This is a genomic window from Rhizobium sp. 01L419, from assembly GCF_056400025.1.
On sequence record NZ_JBFTSM010000009.1, the window covers coordinates 113,458 to 132,963 of the forward strand.

Annotated in this window: 11 protein-coding genes; 6 read left to right on the forward strand and 5 right to left on the reverse strand. The window is 60.2% G+C overall.

The window, feature by feature from the left end; genetic code table 11:
* Positions 1-57 precede the first annotated feature (57 nt).
* Positions 58-6,165 carry a translocation/assembly module TamB domain-containing protein gene (locus AC1DUP_RS18890; protein WP_477833948.1) on the forward strand — a complete coding sequence of 2,036 codons (6,108 nt, stop codon included), beginning with the start codon at positions 58-60 and terminating at the stop codon, positions 6,163-6,165.
* 7 nt (positions 6,166-6,172) lie between these two features.
* Here AC1DUP_RS18890 and AC1DUP_RS18895 read toward each other — a convergent pair whose 3' ends face one another.
* Entirely contained in the window at positions 6,173-6,601 is a 429-nt protein-coding gene (locus AC1DUP_RS18895; RefSeq protein ID WP_113308243.1) for an Lrp/AsnC family transcriptional regulator, read from the reverse strand.
* Positions 6,602-6,732: 131 nt separating this feature from the next.
* Here AC1DUP_RS18895 and rocF point away from each other — a divergent pair, with 131 nt between their 5' ends.
* The 5 genes from rocF to AC1DUP_RS18920 all read left to right on the forward strand — a co-directional run bounded on the left by rocF (position 6,733) and on the right by AC1DUP_RS18920 (position 13,574).
* On the forward strand, positions 6,733-7,668 hold the full coding sequence (rocF, locus tag AC1DUP_RS18900) for an arginase (protein ID WP_477833742.1): 936 nt from the start codon (positions 6,733-6,735) through the stop codon (positions 7,666-7,668).
* Positions 7,669-7,681: 13 nt separating this feature from the next.
* Complete coding sequence (gene rocD / locus AC1DUP_RS18905; protein ID WP_477833744.1) at positions 7,682-8,881, forward strand: ornithine--oxo-acid transaminase; 1,200 nt, start codon at positions 7,682-7,684, stop codon at positions 8,879-8,881.
* Positions 8,882-9,235: 354 nt separating this feature from the next.
* Positions 9,236-11,026 (forward strand): methyl-accepting chemotaxis protein, encoded by a 1,791-nt coding sequence (locus AC1DUP_RS18910; RefSeq protein ID WP_477833746.1) that lies wholly within the window; start codon positions 9,236-9,238, stop codon positions 11,024-11,026.
* Positions 11,026-11,502, forward strand: a complete 477-nt coding sequence (locus AC1DUP_RS18915) for a chemotaxis protein CheW (protein WP_113299130.1) — start codon at positions 11,026-11,028, stop codon at positions 11,500-11,502. The genes AC1DUP_RS18910 and AC1DUP_RS18915 overlap by 1 nt, the downstream gene beginning before the upstream one ends.
* 314 nt (positions 11,503-11,816) lie before the next feature.
* The gene (locus tag AC1DUP_RS18920; protein ID WP_477833748.1) at positions 11,817-13,574 is read left to right on the forward strand and encodes a methyl-accepting chemotaxis protein; all 1,758 of its coding nucleotides are present in this window, start codon (positions 11,817-11,819) and stop codon (positions 13,572-13,574) included.
* 237 nt (positions 13,575-13,811) lie between these two features.
* Here AC1DUP_RS18920 and AC1DUP_RS18925 read toward each other — a convergent pair whose 3' ends face one another.
* From AC1DUP_RS18925 to fdhF, 4 genes are all read right to left on the reverse strand, one after another.
* Positions 13,812-15,470, reverse strand: a complete 1,659-nt coding sequence (locus AC1DUP_RS18925; protein WP_477833750.1) for an OFA family MFS transporter — start codon at positions 15,468-15,470, stop codon at positions 13,812-13,814.
* Positions 15,471-15,562: 92 nt separating this feature from the next.
* A complete protein-coding gene (locus AC1DUP_RS18930) occupies positions 15,563-15,808 on the reverse strand; it encodes a formate dehydrogenase subunit delta (protein ID WP_113299133.1) in 246 nt (81 codons plus the stop codon).
* Positions 15,798-16,625, reverse strand: a complete 828-nt coding sequence (gene fdhD / locus AC1DUP_RS18935; RefSeq protein WP_477833753.1) for a formate dehydrogenase accessory sulfurtransferase FdhD — start codon at positions 16,623-16,625, stop codon at positions 15,798-15,800. The genes AC1DUP_RS18930 and fdhD overlap by 11 nt, the downstream gene beginning before the upstream one ends.
* Complete coding sequence (gene fdhF, locus AC1DUP_RS18940) at positions 16,625-19,504, reverse strand: formate dehydrogenase subunit alpha (protein ID WP_477833755.1); 2,880 nt, start codon at positions 19,502-19,504, stop codon at positions 16,625-16,627. Before fdhF ends, fdhD begins: the two co-directional genes overlap by 1 nt.
* Positions 19,505-19,506: the final 2 nt, after the last annotated feature.

Genomic DNA, 19,506 nt, shown 5'->3' on the forward strand with positions numbered 1-19,506 from the left:
TTTCGCAGTGTTTTCCGACCTGTGGGCTGTCATGAAAACGGGATAATGTCCTCTCCTATGCAAATGTTGGCGAAAATCGTGAACTGGATGATGCGGCTCATCGGCTACGGCCTTGGCGCAGCGATCATCCTTGCCGTGATTGCGCTGGCGATCTTCGGCTTCACCTCCTTCGGCGCTCGCATCATCACCGAAAACGTCGCTTCCGCCCTTTCCAATCGCGATATGACGATATCGGTGCGCGAACCGGAAGGCTTGCTGACCGGCGGGCTGCGCGCAGCCGAGATCACGCTGTCGGATACGCGCGGCACGTTCGCGGAAATCCGCGGCATCGCCATCGACTGGAATCCTCTGGCGCTGTTGACCGGCACCTTCCACGCCAAGCAGGTCTCGGTCGCGTCCATCGACGTGCGCCGCAGGCCGGTACGGACCCTGCCCTCCAGGTCGGCGACCCCGGAGGAGCAGAGTTCGGGTGGCTTCCGTCTTCCGTTGAAGATCGATATCGAACATCTCGCCCTGCCCGACATTTCTCTGGCAGAGCCGCTAACGGGTCGCGCCTTCTCGCTTGCCGCTGCGGGCAGCCTGAAAGCCGACCGCGACGGCGGCGAAGCGATGATCAACGTCAACCGCCATCAGGTTCCCGACGCGAAACTTTCCGCCGACGTCGCCTTTACCCCGGCAAACAGCCGGCTACGGCTGAATGCCCAGCTTTCCGAACCGCAGGGTGGTCTGCTTGCCGGCTTCCTCGGCCTACCCGGGAGCCCCGCTGTCGATATCGCACTCAACGGCGAAGGCCCGATTTCTGACTGGAACGGCAAGCTGCAGGCCGCGCTCGACGGCCAGCAACGTGCCTCGCTGGAAGGCAAGCACGCGATTACGCCGGACGGCCTGCATCATCTGGATCTCAAGGGCGGCGGTGATGTGAGTTCGCTACTTCCCATGGCGTTCCGGCCGCTCTTTGCAGGTCAGACGAATATCGATGTATCCGCGACCTTCGACGATCACGGCAAGATCGATATCCAGACCGGCAATCTCGCGACCGGCAGCGTCGTCATCGCCGCCTCCGGCACGCTGGATCCTGCCGGCAACAACAGCCTGAACGCCAATGTGCTCGGCACCTCGGGTCCGGTCGACTTCCGCTGGCCGCTCGCCGATGGCGAAGCACGCTCCATGATTTCGGGCCTTAATCTGGCGATGACGGGGCAGGCCCAGGCCGTTCGCATCAACGTCAGCGGATCGCTGGATTCCGTCACGATGCCACAGGCCGATATCCGCAATGTCAAGCTGACGGCCAAGAGCGATGCCTTCAATCTCGCCAATGGTGCCGGCGATATCCAGCTGCGCCTCGTTGCAGGTGACGCCACCTTCACCGAGCCCAACCTCAACCGCGCCGTTCGGGGTCCGATCACACTTGTCGCGCCGCTTCAGATTTCGCGCAACGGCATCGGCTTCAACGGCACGACCGTTGAAAGCGCCAATATCGGCGCCGATCTCAACGGCTCTTATCGCCTGGCCGACAATACGCTGACCGGCAATGCTAAATTTACTGTCCAGCCCGCCGCCTTGCCGCCGGGCGTCGCCGAAAAGTTCGATGCACCGATCAATCTCGAAACCCAGATTGCAGGCACGATCCCCTCCAAGGTGACGCTGTCGAACATTACGGTCAAATCGCCGACCATCGAGGCGGGCGGCAATGTCGCCCTCGAAGACGACGTATTGACGGCAGATCTCGCCGGCAAGCTTCCCGATATCGGCAAGCTGCTGTCAGGCACGAGTGGGGAAGCGGATTACAGCGTCAAGGCAAGCGGCACGCTTCCAGCACTTGCGCTCACCGCCAATGTGAAAGCCACCAGCCTGCAGATGGCCGATCGCAAGGTCGACGATCTCAACATCGATCTGACAGGCTCGGCCGATCCTGCCGCTCCGCAGGGCCGCATCGCCGCGACCGGCACGATAGATGGTCAGCCAATCGGCATCAATGGCGACGTCAAATCCGAAAACGGAACGATTTCCATCCCCGCGCTGACAGCCGATGTCGGCAGCAATCGTCTGGCGGGTAACCTCACGCTTTCGTCAGGCATGACGCCCGCGGGTGCGCTGACCTTCGACTTCCCTGATATAAGCCTGCTTGCCGCTCTCGGCGGCCAGAAGGCGGGCGGCGACCTCAAAGGCTCCGTCGATATCACCGGCAATGACGGCAAGATCGCGCTCAAGGTCGTCGCCAACGGCAGCGGTATTCACCGTGATACGCTGACGATCACCAAACCGACGATCGACGTGACCGTCAGCGACATCAAGGCTTTTGCAGCCAATGGCACCATACGGGCTGACGAGTTCGGCGTCGGGACCAACAAGCTCACCGGCATTGCGCTCGATTTCGTCCAGCAGCAGACCCGCACCGACTTCAACCTCGATGCGGGATACGACGGCAATCCCCTGCAGGCGGCCGGCAATGTGCAATCCGCAGGCGGCATGATCGATCTCAGCCTCGACCGCTTCGTCGCGCGCCCACGCGATATTCCAGTCGAACTGGCGTCGCCCGCACAGATCAACGTCACCAAGGGAGTTGCCAGCCTGAACGGACTGACGGTCAAAACCGGCAGCGGCTCGGTATCCGTCACCGGTTCTGCTGGTGAGACATTGAAGATCGATGCCGTCATCACCGACTTGCCGGCAAGCCTTGCCAACAGTTTCGTGCCCAATCTTTCCGCCGACGGCACCATTTCCGGAACGGTCGGCGTGACCGGAACACCGGCCGTACCCACCGTCAACTTCAAGCTCGACTGGAAGGATGCGGCCACTAGCCATACCAAGGGCGCCGGCATCGCACCTCTCGGCATCGCGACGTCAGGCACTTTCGCAGACAACAAGCTGAACTTCGATGGCAATATCACGGGTGCCGATGGTCTTTCCCTGAAAGCTGCGGGTGATGTCGGTCTGGCGACGCCGAATGCCCCGACACTCAATGTGAAAGCCGATATCGTCAGCCTGCCGGCAAAGATCGCCAATGGCTTCGTCCCCGATCTTGCGGCCGAGGGCACGGTTTCAGGAACGATCGCCGCGACGGGCACGCCGGCTGCACCATCAGCTGATTTCAAGCTGAACTGGAAAAATGCCGCGACGAGCCAGACAAAGAGTGCCAAGCTTACCGGTCTGTCCCTTAATGCATCCGGCAGGTTTGCGGATAACAAGCTCGATTTCGATACGGCGCTCACCGGCAAGGGCGGGCTATCGCTGAAAGCGCTCGGCAACGTCGCAATTTCAGGCGCCACAATCGGCAACATCAAGGTGAATGCCGATCTGGCGAACGTGCCTGCTGGCATTGCCAACGGCTTCGTGAAAGATCTCGACGCCGACGGAGCGATATCGGGCACGGTCTCCGCAACTGGCACGCCGGCAGCACCAGCTGCAGATTTCAAGCTAACCTGGCAGGACGCCACGACGCGGCACACTAAGACTGCGGGTTTGACCGGGCTGGACCTCACAGCAAACGGCCATTTTGCTGAACAGAAACTCGATTTCGATGCGAACCTCGCCGGACCGAAGGCCCTCTCGCTGAAAGCGACGGGTAATGTGGAGTTCTCGGGCACTGATGTCCGCAATATCAAGGTCGATGCCGAGCTCGCCAATCTTCCTGCGGGCCTTGCCAACGGCTTCGTTCCCGATCTCGGCGCCGAGGGCAAGATTTCCGGCAAGGCATCCGCCTCCGGCTCGCTGCCCACACCATCAGTCACCTTCGATCTTGCCTGGGCGAATGCCGCAACACGCCAGACGAAGAGCAACGGGCTCACCGGCCTCTCCGCCAAGGCCACCGGCAAATATGAAAATAACAGGGTCGATTTCGATGCTAATCTCGGCAGTGACAACGGCGCACTTCTGAAGGCAAATGGCGGCGTGACGATAGACGGCACGACAATTCGCGATCTCGCAGTCAATGCCGACATTGCGGGCCTGCCGGCAAATATTGCCAACGGCTTCGTGCCCGGTCTCGGCGCCGAAGGCACGATCTCGGGCACCGCCGTCACCTCGGGCACACCGACGGAGCCGGTGGTCGATTTCAGGCTCGACTGGATGAACGCGGCAACGCGCCATACTAAGACCGCCGGCCTCTCGGGCTTGGCAATCGATGCTTCCGGCAAATATGTCAGTGACCGACTGGATTTCGATGCCAATCTGAATGGCAAGGGCGGCGTCTCGCTGAAGGCCACCGGCAATCTTGCGCTCACCGGCACCACACTCCAGGGCATCGATGCAAAAGCCGATATAACCAACCTGCCAGCGGCCGTCGCCAACGGTTTCGTTCCGGACCTTGGAGCCGAGGGCACCATCACGGCATCGGCCACTGCCTCAGGTTCGCTCACCGCACCCTCCGCCGATTTCAAGATCGACTGGAAAAACGCCGGAACGAAACACACCAAGACCGCCGGCCTCTCCGGCCTGACGCTCGCCGCTTCGGGCAAACTCGGCAAAGACCGGCTGGATTTTGACGCCGATCTCAACGGCAACGGCGGCGTCTCGCTGAAGGCGGCGGGCAATCTCGAAATATCGGGCACGACCATCAAAGGCGTCGACATCAAGGCCGATGTCGCCAATCTGCCGGCGGCCGTCGCCAATGGCTTTGTCCCGAATCTGGGTGCAGCAGGCGCCATCTCGGCAACCGCCACTGCCTCGGGATCGCTTCCCCTTCCCTCGGTCGATTTCAAGGTCGACTGGAAGAATGCAGAAACGAGCCATACGAGGGGCGCCGGCCTTGCCCCGCTCACTATCGGCGCAAGCGGCAAGCTGGCCGACAACCGCCTGACGGTCGACACCAGTCTCGCCGGAGACGGCGGACTTTCGCTGAAGGGTGGCGGCAATCTCGCGATGACAGGCAACCGTGCCATGTCGATGCGTTTCAACGGCAGCGTTCCTTTCGCCGTTCTCGGCGCACAGCTCGCCCAGCAGGGTCTCGTTGCCGAAGGCGTCGCCAATGTGAATCTGGAAGTGAGCGGCACAACAGCTGTGCCTGTCATCAACGGGACGGTCACGACGGATGGCGCAAAGCTGATCGACGTGCGCCGGAACCTCGCCCTCGAGAGCCTCGGCGCGACCATTACCTTCAACGGCCAGCAGGCCGTCATTTCCCGCTTGAACGGCAGACTGGCAAGCGGCGGCTCGATCTCGGCGAGCGGCTCGGTTGGCATCAGCGGCAGTTTCCCCGCCGATCTTTCCATCCGTCTGGATCATGCGGTCTATGTCGACGGCACGCTGGTTGTCGCGACAGTGGACGGCACGCTCGGCCTCAGGGGGCCGCTGCTTTCCAATCCCACGCTGAACGGCAAGCTTGACATCGAGAAGGCCTCGATCACCGTGCCGGAGAGGCTGCCGACATCGCTGCGTGAGATCGATATCCGCCATATCCATGCGCCACCTGCCGTGCTCGCCCAACTCAAGAACAATGGGCAGCAGCAGCCGCGGGAGAAATCTTCGACCATCATGCTGGATATCCAGCTCGATGCACCCTCTCAGATCTTCGTGCGCGGCCGTGGCATCGATGCCGAAGTCGGCGGTAACATTACGATCCGCGGCTCGGCTGCCGCGCCCGAAGTCGCAGGCGCCTTCACGATGCGCCGCGGCCGTCTGACGATCCTCAACCGCCGTCTCGATTTCTCCGATCGTAGCCGCATCACCTTTGCCGGCGACCTGACGCCTGCCCTCGATATGGAGGCGACTTCCACGACGGGCACGACGACGCTCACGGTGGATGTAGCAGGCCTCGCGACCGATCCTGCCATCACTTTTTCGTCCTCTCCCGCACTGCCACAGGACGAGGTGCTGGCCCAGCTCATCTTCGGCCAGTCCATGTCGCGCCTGTCGCCGGTACAGATCGCCCAGCTGGCCGACGCCGTCAGCCAGCTGGCCGGCAATCGCTCAACCTCACTCTTCGAAGGCTTACGCAACCAGCTTGGTGTCGATGACCTCGACATCAGCACGGATGAGAAGGGCCAGACGAGCGTCAGCGTTGGCCGCTATCTCAACGAACGGACCTATTTCGAACTGCAGCAGGGCGGGAAAGCCGGCGCCAAGGCAATCATCAATCTCGATGTCGGCCGCGGCGTGAAGCTACGGGGTGCCGCCGGCGGCAATGGTGCAGGTGAAGCCGGCATCGTCTATGAGCATGAATATTGAGGCTAGCCTAGAAACTCGCCTTGCTGGTCTTCAGGAGAATGTTGGTTTCGGTCGAGTTGATGCCGTCGACGAGGCGTATGCGGCGAAGCGTCTCGTCGAAGGAGACGAGGTCGCGGTCTTCGAGCTCCGCGACGAAATCCCATTTTCCGTTGGTGCTGTGAAGCGCACGCACCTGCGGCAGGCCACGCAGCTGGGCCGCCACCTTGTCGGCCAGCTTGCCGAGCACCTCGATCATGACGATGGCCCGAACGCCGGCCGAACGTGTCTCGTGACCGGTGCGGATGGTGAAGCTGGCAATCGTGCCGTTTTCGACCAGCCGGTCGATGCGTGCGGCAACTGTCGCCCGCGAAGCCCCTGTCATCGCCGCAAGCGAGGAGACGGAGATTCGCGAATTATGCCGAAGCGCGCTCAAAAGCTCGTTATCGAGATCGTCCACGGTTTCACTTTGTCAAATTAGCTTTATCAATCTGCGCAATCATAATCCATTTCTGACATTTTTCCATCTATTTGCCGCCGCCACTTTATCCCACTATCGGCCAAAACAGGCCTCAGAACGGAGCCCTCGGAATGGAAGTACAATCTCGATCTGTCGCTCTTATCGGTGTTCCCCTTGAAGAGGGTTCTGGTCGTAGAGGCGCGGGCATGGGTCCGACTGCATTGCGCATTGCGGGCATCGACAAGGCGCTGACCAATCTCGGCCACACCGCTGTCGACATGGGTGATCTCAGCATTGTCCCGGCCAGGGATCTGCCCAATCATCCGAAAGCGCATAATCTCCGCATCGTCGGCGCCTATACGCGCGCGCTCGAAGCAGCCACCTATGATGCGGCGAAAGCCGGCCACTTTCCGCTGATCCTTGGCGGAGACCACAGCCTTTCCATGGGTAGCGTTTCAGGCATGGCGCGTTTTGCTGCCGAAAAGGGCCGCCCGCTCTTCGTGCTGTGGCTCGACGCCCATTCGGATTTCAATACGCCCGAGACCTCTCCGTCGGGCAATATTCACGGCATGCCCGTCGCCTTCTTCTGCGGTCTGGCGGATTTTGCAGAGATCCTGCCTAAAGAGCGTTCATTCGTCGATCCGAAGAAGATCTTCCAGGTGGGCATCCGCTCGGTCGATGCCTCGGAGCGAGTAGAAATCCGCAAGCATGGCGTCAATGTCTTCGACATGCGCTCGCTCGACGAACAGGGCGTGGCTGTGATTCTCCGCCAGATCCTGGAAACGGTCGAAAGGGCAAACGGCCTGCTGCATGTCAGCTTTGACGTCGATTTCCTCGATCCCGATTTTGCGCCGGGCGTCGGCACCACGGTTCCTGGTGGCGCGACCTTCCGGGAAGCTCATCTGATCATGGAGATGCTGTCCGACAGCGGCCTCGTCTCCTCGCTCGATCTCGTCGAGCTCAATCCTTTCCTTGATGATCGCGGCAAGAGCGCCCGCATCATGGTGGAGATGACGGCAAGCCTCTTCGGTCGCCGCATCTTCGATCGTCCTACGCGCGCCGCATAAGGGAGAACCGGCCATGAACACCTCGTCGAACCTCATCGCCACGGAACAGCGTCTTGGAGCCAATAACTACAAACCGCTGGATGTGGTGCTGACGCGAGGGGAAGGTGTTCATGTCTGGGATACGGATGGCAAGCGCTACCTCGATTGCCTCTCGGCCTATTCCGCCGTCAATCAGGGCCACTGCCATCCGAAGATCCTTGCCGCCATGGTCGAGCAGGCCGGCCGCCTGACGCTCACCTCGCGCGCCTTTCGCAACGACCAGCTCGCCTATCTCTACGAGGAACTGGCGGCGCTGACCGGCTCCCATAAGATCCTGCCGATGAATTCAGGCGCGGAAGCCGTCGAGACCGCCATCAAGGCGGTTCGCAAGTGGGGTTACGAGGTGAAGGGCGTGCCGGAAGGCCAGGCGGAGATCATCGTCTGTGCCAATAACTTTCATGGCCGTACGCTGAGCATCATCAGCTTTTCCACCGATCCTGACGCCCGCACTGGCTTTGGGCCCTATACGCCCGGTTTCCGTGTCATTCCCTTCGGCGATGCCGAAGCCTTCGCGGCAGCGATTAATGCCAATACGGTCGCAGCACTGATCGAGCCGATCCAGGGCGAAGCCGGTGTCATCATTCCGCCCGCCGGCTACTTCACCCGCGTGCGCGAACTCTGCACGGCAAACAACGTCACGCTCATCCTCGACGAGATCCAGACCGGCCTCGGCCGCACTGGCAAGCTACTGGCCGAGGAGCATGAGGGCATCGAAGCCGACGTCACGCTGATCGGTAAGGCGCTTTCGGGCGGCTTCTATCCGGTCTCCGCCGTTCTTTCGAATTCGGAAGTGCTGGGCGTGCTCAAGCCTGGCCAGCACGGCTCGACCTTCGGCGGCAATCCGCTTGCCTGTGCGGTCGCCCGCGCGGCCCTGAAGGTGCTGACCGAAGAAGGAATGATCGAGAATGCCGAGATGATGGGCGACTATTTCCTCGACGGTCTGCGCTCCATCCGCTCCAACATCGTCAAGGACGTGCGCGGCCGTGGCCTGATGCTGGCTGTCGAATTGGAGCCAGAGGCCGGTGGCGCCCGGCAATATTGCTATGCACTGAAGGATCGCGGTCTCCTCGCCAAGGACACGCACGACCACACGATTCGCTTCGCGCCGCCGCTGGTCATCACCAGGGAACAGGTCGATTGGGCGATCTCGCAAATTGAAAGAACAATAACCTAAAGTAAAGTTGGCGATTATCGTTGCAACCGGTACTAATTACTTTCAGGTAAAAGCGGATTTTATCTGCCAAAATCCATGGGAAAACTATCAAAAACCGATCATAAATGGATTTGGTTACTCATTTTTAATCAATAAAATTATATTTAATTGATGCGATTAGAGCTTAGTCCCGCATCTTAGGAGCCAACGAGCGGGATTTACGAATGAATTGAGCCGATCCGCCGCGTTTGCGAGGCAGGAGGAAATTTCAAGTATTGTCGGATATACTGCAGTCTTACTGCGGTTCCGTCATACCCGAAATCCGAACCATTCTCTGAGAATCGGCTGGTTGCCATCACACATCGGGGGATTGGAATGTCATTGTTTTCGCTGGGTGCGACGCCGGATTCACGTGCAATCGTCACAGCTCTCATGAAATCGCAGGCGACGATTGAATTCGACCTGCAAGGAAAGATCCTGAACGCAAACGAGAATTTCTGCCGTGCGCTGGGCTACAAGATCGGCGACATTGTCGGCAAGCATCACAGCATCTTCTGCGAGCCGGATTATGTCGCCTCCCCGGCCTACCGGGAGTTCTGGCAGAAGCTTGGCAGGGGCGAATTCGACGCCGGTGAATACAAGCGCATCGGCAAGGACGGACGCGAGGTCTGGATCCAGGCTAGCTATAACCCGCTGATGTCGGGCGGCAAACCCTACAAGATCGTCAAACTGGCAAGCGACGTGACCGCCGCCAAGCTGAAAGCCGCCGATGCCGAAGGCAAGATCGCGGCCCTCTCGCGGGCTCAGGCCGTCATCGAATTTACGCCTGATGGTGAGATCCTGCAGGCGAACGACAATTTCCTCGCGGTCATGGGCTACCGGCAGGAGGAGATCCGCGGCAAGCACCACAGCATATTCTGCGAGCCGGCCTATGTGCGCTCCGAAGCCTATGCGCAATTCTGGAAGAAGCTTGCCGCCGGCCAGTTCGTCGCCGAGGAATTCATGCGCATCGGCAAGGGCGGCAAAGTCGTCTGGATCCAGGCATCCTATAACCCTATCTTTGACATGAGCGGCCGGATCTTCAAGGTCGTCAAATTCGCGACCGACGTCACTGAACGCGTCCGTGCTGTCGATGATCTGGCAACCGGCCTGACCGCGCTCGCCGAGGGCGATCTGACGAAGCGGGTCGAAAACCCTTTCCCGCCCGCGCTGGAGAAGGTCCGCACCGACTTCAATGCCGCGATCGACAGGCTCGGCAGCGCCATGCGCACGGTTCTCCACAATGCCGAGGCGATCGCCAGCGGTGCACGCGAAACGAAGGAAGCAGCCGACGTGCTGTCCAAACGCACCGAACAGCAGGCCGCAACCGTCGAAGAAACCGCCGCCGCACTCGATGAAATCACCCAGACCGTTGCCGACAGCGCCGGTCGGGCCGCCGAAGCAGGCGGGCTTGTCGCGGAAACGAAGCGCGGCGCGGAACATTCCGGCAGTATCGTCCGTAAGGCGGTCGACGCCATGGGTCAGATCGAGAAATCCTCGCGTGAGATCAGCAATATCATTGGCGTCATCGACGAGATCGCCTTCCAGACCAACCTGCTGGCGCTGAACGCCGGCGTCGAGGCAGCCCGCGCCGGCGAGGCGGGCAAGGGTTTTGCAGTCGTCGCCCAGGAGGTGCGCGAACTCGCACAGCGCTCGGCCAGCGCCGCCAAGGAGATCAAGGCGCTCATTACTGCTTCCTCGGAGCACGTGAAAAGCGGCGTCGACCTTGTCGGCCAGACCGGCCAGGCACTGGAACGGATCGTCACCCAGGTCGGCAATATCGACGTCAACGTCACGGCGATCGTCGAGTCCTCGCGCGAACAATCGACCGGGCTTGTGGAAATCAACAAGGCCGTCAATATCATGGATCAGGGCACGCAGCAGAATGCCGCCATGGTGGAGGAGACGACGGCGGCAAGCGCCCGACTTTCGTCCGAGACTGAAAACCTTCGCAATCTCGTCTCACAGTTTAGATTTGGGCAACACTCTTACGCTAATGTTGTCGATAACCGTAACGATGCTTCGCCAAGTGCAAAGCCATCGCGTGGTGTGAAGGCAAAGCTCGTCCGCGCCAATGGTGGCGCATCCGCTTCTGCCCTGGCTTATGACAGTTGGGAAGAATTCTAATGGCCACGATCAACTCTACTAGCTTCAGCGGCGACACGCTCGAAATCATTGCCTTCCGCCTGCACGATCAGGAATTCTGCGTGAAGACAACGACCATCCGCGAAATCCGCGGCTGGGCCCCGTCGACGCCGATCCCCCACTCTCCGGCAGATGTCATCGGTGTCATGAACCTGCGCGGTTCGGTAATCCCGATTATCGACCTCGCCTACAAACTCGGCATGAAGGGCACCGTCGCCAACGAGCGTAGCGCCATCGTCGTCGCCGAAGTGCACAGTATGGTCATCGGCATGCTGGTCGACCGCGTTTCCGACATCCTGACAATCTCTTCCAGTCAGGTACAGCCGGTTCCGGAAGTGACCGCTTCCTTCGACCGCGCTTTCTGCGAAGGCATCATCGCTTCCGAAAACGGCATGATCTGCTTCCTGAACCTCGCAAAGATGTTCAAGGAGAACGAGACGGACGAGCTGGCCGCCTGATCGCCGCATAGAATGGCATAATGAAGAACCGCCCTTACAGGGCGGTTTTTTATTGCCCGGGCTTCCTGTACATGCCTGTGGTATAATTTTTCATCCGTAAATACATATTTATTAGCACAAACTTTTATACCTAATATTTACCGTCTCCTGATTATCATTGGTTGTGAAGCATCAACCGTACACGATTTCTGATAGGCGAGAAATTAGAGCCGTTGCCCGGCTATCTTTTTTCGCGCCGCAAGCCTGTGCCTGTTTGGTCTTCGGTTTCAAGGGGCTGGGCGCAACCCATGCGCTCCCATTAGGAGGGGACGGGAATGTTTGGTTTAGCATCCGATTCGAAATACATTCTTGAGGCCATTTCCAAATCGCAGGCAATCATCGAATTCGACCTGACCGGAAATGTACTGACCGCGAATGAGAATTTCTGCAGGGCACTCGGTTACAGTCTGAACGAAATTGCCGGCAAGCATCACAGCATGTTTTGCGATTCAGCCTATACGGCAACCTCGGCTTATCGCGATTTCTGGGCCCGCCTGGGCCGTGGCGAATATGATGCCGGTGCCTATAAGCGCCTTGCGAAGGGCGGCCGCGAAATCTGGATCCAGGCGACCTACAACGCCGTCTTCAAGCATGGCAAGCCTTTCAAGGTGGTGAAATTTGCCTCCGACATTACCGAGGCAAAGAGGCGCGCCGTCGAGGATGCCGGTAAACTCGATGCCATCTCGCGCTCGCAGGCGGTGATCGAGTTCACCCCCACTGGCGAAATCCTCACGGCCAATCAGAATTTCTGCAATGGCCTCGGTTACTCGTTATCCGAGATCGTTGGCAAGCACCACAGCATGTTCTGCGATCCCGCCTATGCCCGCAGCGACGAATACAAGCAATTCTGGCCGCGGCTGGCAAAGGGTGAATTCATCGCCAACGAATTCGTCCGCTACGGCAAGGGCGGCAGGGAGGTATGGATCCAGGCCGCCTACAATCCGATCGCCGATGCGGATGGCCGGATCTACAAGGTCGTGAAATTCGCAACCGACGTGACACAGCGCATGAGCGCGATTTCCCTTCTTGGCACTGCGCTGCGCCAGCTTTCCGAAGGCGATCTGACACGGACCCTGGACTCGGCATTCGTGCCTTCGATGGAGCAATTGCGCCACGACTTCAACACGACGATCGACAGGCTCTCCGAGACGCTGAAGACGATTGGCGAGAACACCACTGCGATCGCCGATAGTTCTCGCGAGATCGGTTCTTCTGCCGACTCCTTTTCCAAACGCACGGAACAGCAGGCCGCTTCCATCGAGGAGACCGCAGCAGCGCTTGAGGAGATCACAACCACAGTCAACGATTCCAGCCAACGCGCCGGCGAGGCCGGTCGCCTTGTCGCCCAGACGAAGCACGGCGCGGAGCAATCCGGCACCGTCGTACGCAAGGCAGTCTCGGCCATGGATCAGATCGAGCAGTCCTCCCGCGAGATTACCAACATCATCGGCGTGATCGATGACATCGCCTTCCAGACCAACCTGCTGGCGCTGAACGCGGGTGTCGAAGCCGCCCGTGCCGGTGAAGCCGGCAAGGGTTTTGCCGTTGTCGCCCAGGAGGTCCGTGAACTCGCGCAGCGATCGGCAAGCGCTGCAAAAGAGATCAAGGCGCTGATCAATACATCGAGCGAACTGGTGAAAAACGGCGTCGAGCTGGTGGGCCAGACCGGTAAAGCGCTGGAAGAAATCGTCGTTCAGGTCGCCAACATCAATTCAAACGTCGCAGCCATCGTCGAAGGCTCGAAGGAACAGGCAACTGGTCTCAAGGAGATCAATCAGGCCGTCAACACCATGGATCAGTCGACGCAGCAAAACGCTGCCATGGTAGAGGAAAGCACGGCGGCCAGTCATAACCTCGCTGTGGAAGCCGATGCACTTCGCACCCTGCTCACACAATTCAAGCTCCCCGGCGGAAATATCGCAGCCAGGCACCATGCAAAACCGGCCAGTTCCCCGACATTGCATCTTCTTTCCCGTGTCGCCAGGGCTCACGGTGCAGCAGCACCGGCTGCCGAAAGCTGGGAAGAATTCTAGACCAGGTTTGTTCGACCGTCTCTTGCCATCTGGGAAGGGCAGCGTGAGCTTTTTATAGCGCAGCCCATTGGCCTCGGCATGAACGCCTCGGCCGATGGCTCGGTGGCGACGCCAGTCTCGTCAGCCCTGCAGATGGTTCTTGCGGTGAATTGATCCTTCAAGAATCGGGCGGGAGGCATGCCTCCCGCCCGATATCATCCGACTGCAGTTCTCCCGCGCTCCCGCAAGGAGATCCTTTTAACCGAACAATGCCAATGTTGCCTTCAACGTCACCCAGACGCCCCAGAGCAACGGAATGCCGACCACCGCCCAGGCAAGCGCCGCCTTGGCGTCGAGACCCCCCGTGCCGATGCCGAATGAGCCGGTGGGACCAGCATTGGCCGCAGCGCTCTTCGCCTGAAGCGCGGCGACTTCCCCATCCGACATGAACCATTTGTCGGAGAGCGGCCGGACGAAGGCATTGGCAATCAAACCGAGCGCCAGCATGCAGGCAAGGATATACATCGTCCCCGTATAGAGCGCCGGTCCGGGCGCCACGCCCGCAGCGATCTGCGCTTCGCGGATATAGTTGACGACGACAGGGCCGACGATGCCGGCTGTTGCCCATGCCGTCAGCAGACGGCCGTGGATGGCCCCGACAAACTGCGTGCCGAAAATATCCGCAAGATAAGCCGGGATGGTGGCGAAGCCGCCGCCATACATTGACAGGATGATGCCGAAGGCAAGCACGAAGAGGGCCTTGTTGCCCATATCCGCCAGTGTCGGAGCGGCAGCATAGAGCAGGATGCCCAGGATGAAGAACGTATAATAGGTGTTCTTGCGGCCGATCTTGTCTGACAGAGAGGCCCAGAAGAATCGGCCGCCAATGTTAAAGAGGGACAGCAGACCGGCAAAGCCGGCAGCAATGGTCGCGATCGACGCCTTCTGGCCGGCATCGAGCTGCGCAAAGCCGACATCCGGCAGGCCGATCAGCGAACCAGCGAAGATTTCCTGCAGCATCGGCGAAGCCATGCCGATAACGCCGATACCGGCCGATACGTTGAGGCAAAGCACCGCCCAGATGAGCCAGAACTGCTTCGTCTTGTGTGCATTGCGCAGATGCACGTGTTTGGTGGTGATCATCGTGCTTTTGGCGGCAGGCGGCGTCCAGCCTTCCGGGCGCCAGCCGGCGGGCGGGATGCGGTAGCCGAAGGCACCGCCGATCATGAAGACGAAATAGATGGCCGCCATGACGATGAAGGTCTGCCAGACGCCGACGGACGTATCCGTCTTGAAGCTGTTCATCAGGAGGTTGGCCAGCGGGGCACCGATCATTGCACCGCCACCGAAGCCCATGATCGCCATGCCGGTCGCCATGCCACGCCGATCCGGGAACCATTTGATGAGCGTCGACACCGGCGAGATGTAACCGAGACCGAGACCGATTCCGCCGATCACGCCCGCACCGACCCACATGATCCAGAGCTGATGAGAAAAGACACCGAAAGCGGCGATGACGATGCCGCCGCACCAGCAGCACGCCGAAACGACACCGGCCTTGCGCGGGCCCACCCGCTCCAGCCACCCACCCCAGATCGCAGCGGACGATCCGAGCAGCACAAAGAACAGCGTATAGATCCAGCCGAGATCGGCAACACGCCAGTCGCAGCTGGTGGTAAACAGTGCCGAAACAAGCGTCAGGTCCGGGCAGGCGGTCGATGTCGTGATGCCGAGGGATTTCGAGAGTGGCAGCCAGAACACGCTGAAGCCATAGGCCATGCCGATGCAAAGATGGATGGCAAGTGCGGCCGGCGGCACGAGCCACCGATTGAAACCGGGCCTTGCGATAATCCTTTCGCGATCCAGCAGGCCCGTGCCCGCCAGGATGCCGCCTGAACTTGTATCCGCTGCAGTCATGAACAACTCCTCCTTGATTCAGACTTTGCTGTCATGGGCGCATGTGTAGGCGGGCTGATCCCGCCTCCCCTCTTTCATACGCCGATGTGGATTTACCGAAGCGGCTGTTCTGCCGGCTCCGGTTTGCGGATCAGGGGCATGGCCTGCAGCACGAGTGCATCGAGGCCGTTATCTTCCTTTTCCAGAATCTCAAATAATTGCCGCCGCATGCGCGGCTCCCAAAATTTATTGATATGAGTCGCAACACCTTGCGCAGCCTCGCTTTCGGGCTGGGTCTTGAAGAAAGTTGCGATCTGGTTTGCCATGTAGACGAGCTTGGTCTTGGTATCATGCGACATCGGCAATGCTTCCGGGCGACAAGCGGTGTGGGTGGGTGAAAATCTCGAAATCCTCGCCGCGCACGAGGGCAATGAGCGTCATGCCGGCGTCCTCAGCCGTGCGGATGGCAAGTGCGGTCGGCGCGGAAATGGCGATCAGCACAGGCGCACCGAGGATCGCCGTCTTCTGGACCATTTCGACGGATAGGCGGCTGGTGACGGCGACAGCACCCGAAGCGCCCTTCTCACCGGCTCTGATAACTGCGCCGCAGAGCTTATCGAGCGCATTGTGACGGCCGACATCTTCGCGCACGGCAATCAGCCCCTTTCCCGGGATATAGAAGCCGGCCCCATGAACCGCCCGCGTCTCGCGATGCAACGGCTGGGATTCATTGAGCAGTGCGATCGCCTGGACGATATCCGCATGCGAAAGCGACAGCTCAACCTTGGAAACGTCAGGCACCGTGCGGACCGCCTGCTCGATCGACTCGATACCGCAAAGGCCGCAGCCGACAGGCCCCGCCATGCTGCGACGCCGCTTTCTCAGCGCGTCCTCGACGTCGTCGAGAAGCGTCACCTGGACGTCGATACCCTTCTCGTCCTCGATGAGCTCGACACCAGCGACCTGACTGCGGTCGGTGATAATGCCTTCCGTAAGGCTAAAACCGACAGCGAAATCCTCGAGATCGGCTGGCGTGCCCATCATGACCGCATGCGAACTACCGCCATAGGAAAAGGCGATCGGCACTTCCTCGGGCACGATACGCTCGCCCCGTGTCATGACGCCGCCCCTCCGGGCGACCTCCGTCACGCTTATGCGGGTCGGCGTTTGCGTCATTATTCCGCCGCCTCCATCTTGCTGGCGATGCGGCGGGACTGACGGGCCTGCTCGTCATACTCGACCTGCCACTCGGACGGGCCGTTGGAGGGCGAAACCTGCACCGCCGTCACCTTGTATTCCGGGCAGTTGGTCGCCCAGTCGGAAAAGTCCGTGGTGATGACGTTCGCCTGCGTGTCCGGATGATGGAAGGTCGTGTAGACGACGCCGGGTGCCACCCGGTCGGTAATCAACGCACGAAGTGTCGTATCGCCGGAGCGGCTGCCGAGCTTTACCCAGTCGCCATCGCGGATACCGCGCTGTTCAGCATCATGCGGATGGATTTCCAGCCGGTCTTCGGAGTGCCAGACGACATTATCGGTGCGGCGTGTCTGCGCCCCGACATTATACTGGCTGAGAATGCGGCCGGTGGTGAGAAGCAGCGGGAAGCGCGGACCTGTGCGCTCGTCGGTCGCCACATATTCCGTGCGGATGAACTTGCCTTTGCCGCGTACGAACCCATCCACATGCATGATCGGCGAGCCGAGCGGATGTTGTTCGTTGCAAGGCCACTGAACGGAGCCCATCTTGTCGAGATAATCGTAAGAGACCGAAGCGAAGCTCGGCGTCGTCGCGGCAATCTCGTCCATGATCTCGGACGGATGCGTATAGTGCCAGTCGAGGCCCATGGCCTGGGCGAGCTTCTGCGTCACTTCCCAGTCGCCATAGCCGTTGCGTGGCGTCATAACCTTGCGCACGCGGTTGATGCGGCGCTCGGCATTGGTGAAGGTGCCGTCCTTTTCCAGGAAGGTCGAGCCCGGCAGGAACACATGCGCGTAGTTCGCCGTCTCGTTCAGGAAGAGATCCTGCACGACGACGCATTCCATGGCGGCAAGACCGGCAGCCACATGCTTGGTATCCGGATCTGACTGGAGAATGTCCTCGCCCTGGATATAGAGGCCCTTGAAGGAACCATCGACGGCGGCATCCAGCATATTCGGAATGCGCAGGCCAGGCTCGTTGTTAAGCTTCACACCCCAGAGCTTTTCGAAGATATCGCGCGTCGCATCGTCGGAGATGTGACGATAGCCGGGAAGCTCGTGCGGGAAGGAGCCCATGTCACAGGAGCCCTGCACATTGTTCTGGCCACGCAGCGGATTCACGCCGACGCCGGGGCGGCCGATATTGCCGGTAGCCATGGCAAGATTGGCGATCGCCATCACGGTCGTCGAGCCCTGGCTGTGTTCGGTTACGCCGAGGCCGTAATAGATTGCACCATTACCGCCCGTTGCGAAAAGCCGGGCGGCACCGCGTACGTCTTCAGGCTTCACGCCGGTGAATTTCTCGACGGCTTCCGGGCTGTGCTGTGGTTCCGCGACGAAAGCGGCCCAGTCCTCGAATTCTGACCAGTCGCAGCGCTCTCGGATGAACTTCTCGTCGTAAAGGCCTTCAGTCACAATCACATGCGCCAGCGCCGTCATGACAGCGACATTGGTACCGGGCTTCAACGGCAGATGGAAGGATGCCTCCACGTGCGGCGAGCGGACGATATCGATGCGACGCGGATCAATGACGATGAGTTTGGCGCCCTGCCGCAGCCGCTTTTTCAGCCGCGAACCGAACACCGGATGGCCATCGGTCGGATTGGCGCCGATGATGACGACGACATCGGATTGCTCGACGCTGTCAAAATCCTGCGTGCCGGCCGAGGTGCCGAAGGCCTGGCCTAATCCATAACCCGTCGGCGAATGACAGACGCGTGCGCAGGTATCGACATTGTTGTTGCCGAAGCCGGCGCGGATCAGCTTCTGGACGAGATAAGTCTCTTCGTTCGTGCAGCGGGACGAGGTGATGCCGCCGATCGCTTCACGGCCATACTGATACWGGATGCGGCGGAACTCTGAGGCGACATGCGCATAGGCCTCATCCCAGGTCACTTCACGCCAGGGATCCGTCACCTTTTCGCGGATCATCGGATTGAGGATGCGGTCCTTGTGGGTCGAGTACCCATAGGCAAAGCGGCCCTTGACGCAGGAATGGCCGCGGTTTGCCTGGCCATCCTTCCACGGCACCATGCGTACCAGTTCCTCGCCGCGCATTTCCGCCTTGAAGGAGCAGCCGACGCCGCAATAGGCGCAGGTCGTGACGGCCGAATGTTCCGGCTGCCCGATACGGATGACCGATTTTTCCGTCAGTGTCGCGGTCGGGCAGGCCTGCACGCAAGCACCGCAGGAGACGCATTCGGAATCGACGAAATGCTCATGCATGCCGGGCGAAACGCGCGAGCCGAAGCCGCGCCCTTCAATCGTCAGCGCAAACGTGCCCTGCACTTCCTCGCAGGCGCGGACGCAGCGGGAGCAGACGATGCACTTCGATGGATCATAGGTGAAGTACGGGTTGGACTCGTCTTTCGGCAGCCATTTCAGATTGATCTCGCCATTGTTGCGAGCCTTGACGTGGTTGTCGCCCTCATAACCGTAACGAACATCGCGCAACCCGACGGCGCCTGCCATGTCCTGCAGTTCACAGTCGCCATTGGCCGCACAGGTCAGACAGTCGAGCGGGTGGTCGGAGATATAGAGCTCCATGACGCCGCGGCGGATATTCTTCAGCCGCTCGGTCTGGGTATGAACCACGATGCCTGAAGCTACCGGCGTGGTGCAGGAGGCAGGCGTTCCATTTCGGCCGTCGATCTCGATGAGACAGAGGCGGCAGGAGCCGAAGGCATCGACCATATCGGTCGCGCAAAGCTTCGGCACCTGAATGCCGGCCTCCATAGAGGCGCGCATGATCGAGGTTCCCTCGGGAACCGTCACCTGCCGGCCGTCGATGGTCAGCGTCACCATCGTTTCGGATTTCGAAGCCGGTGTTCCGTAGTCGATTTCGTGCACAAGAGACATTG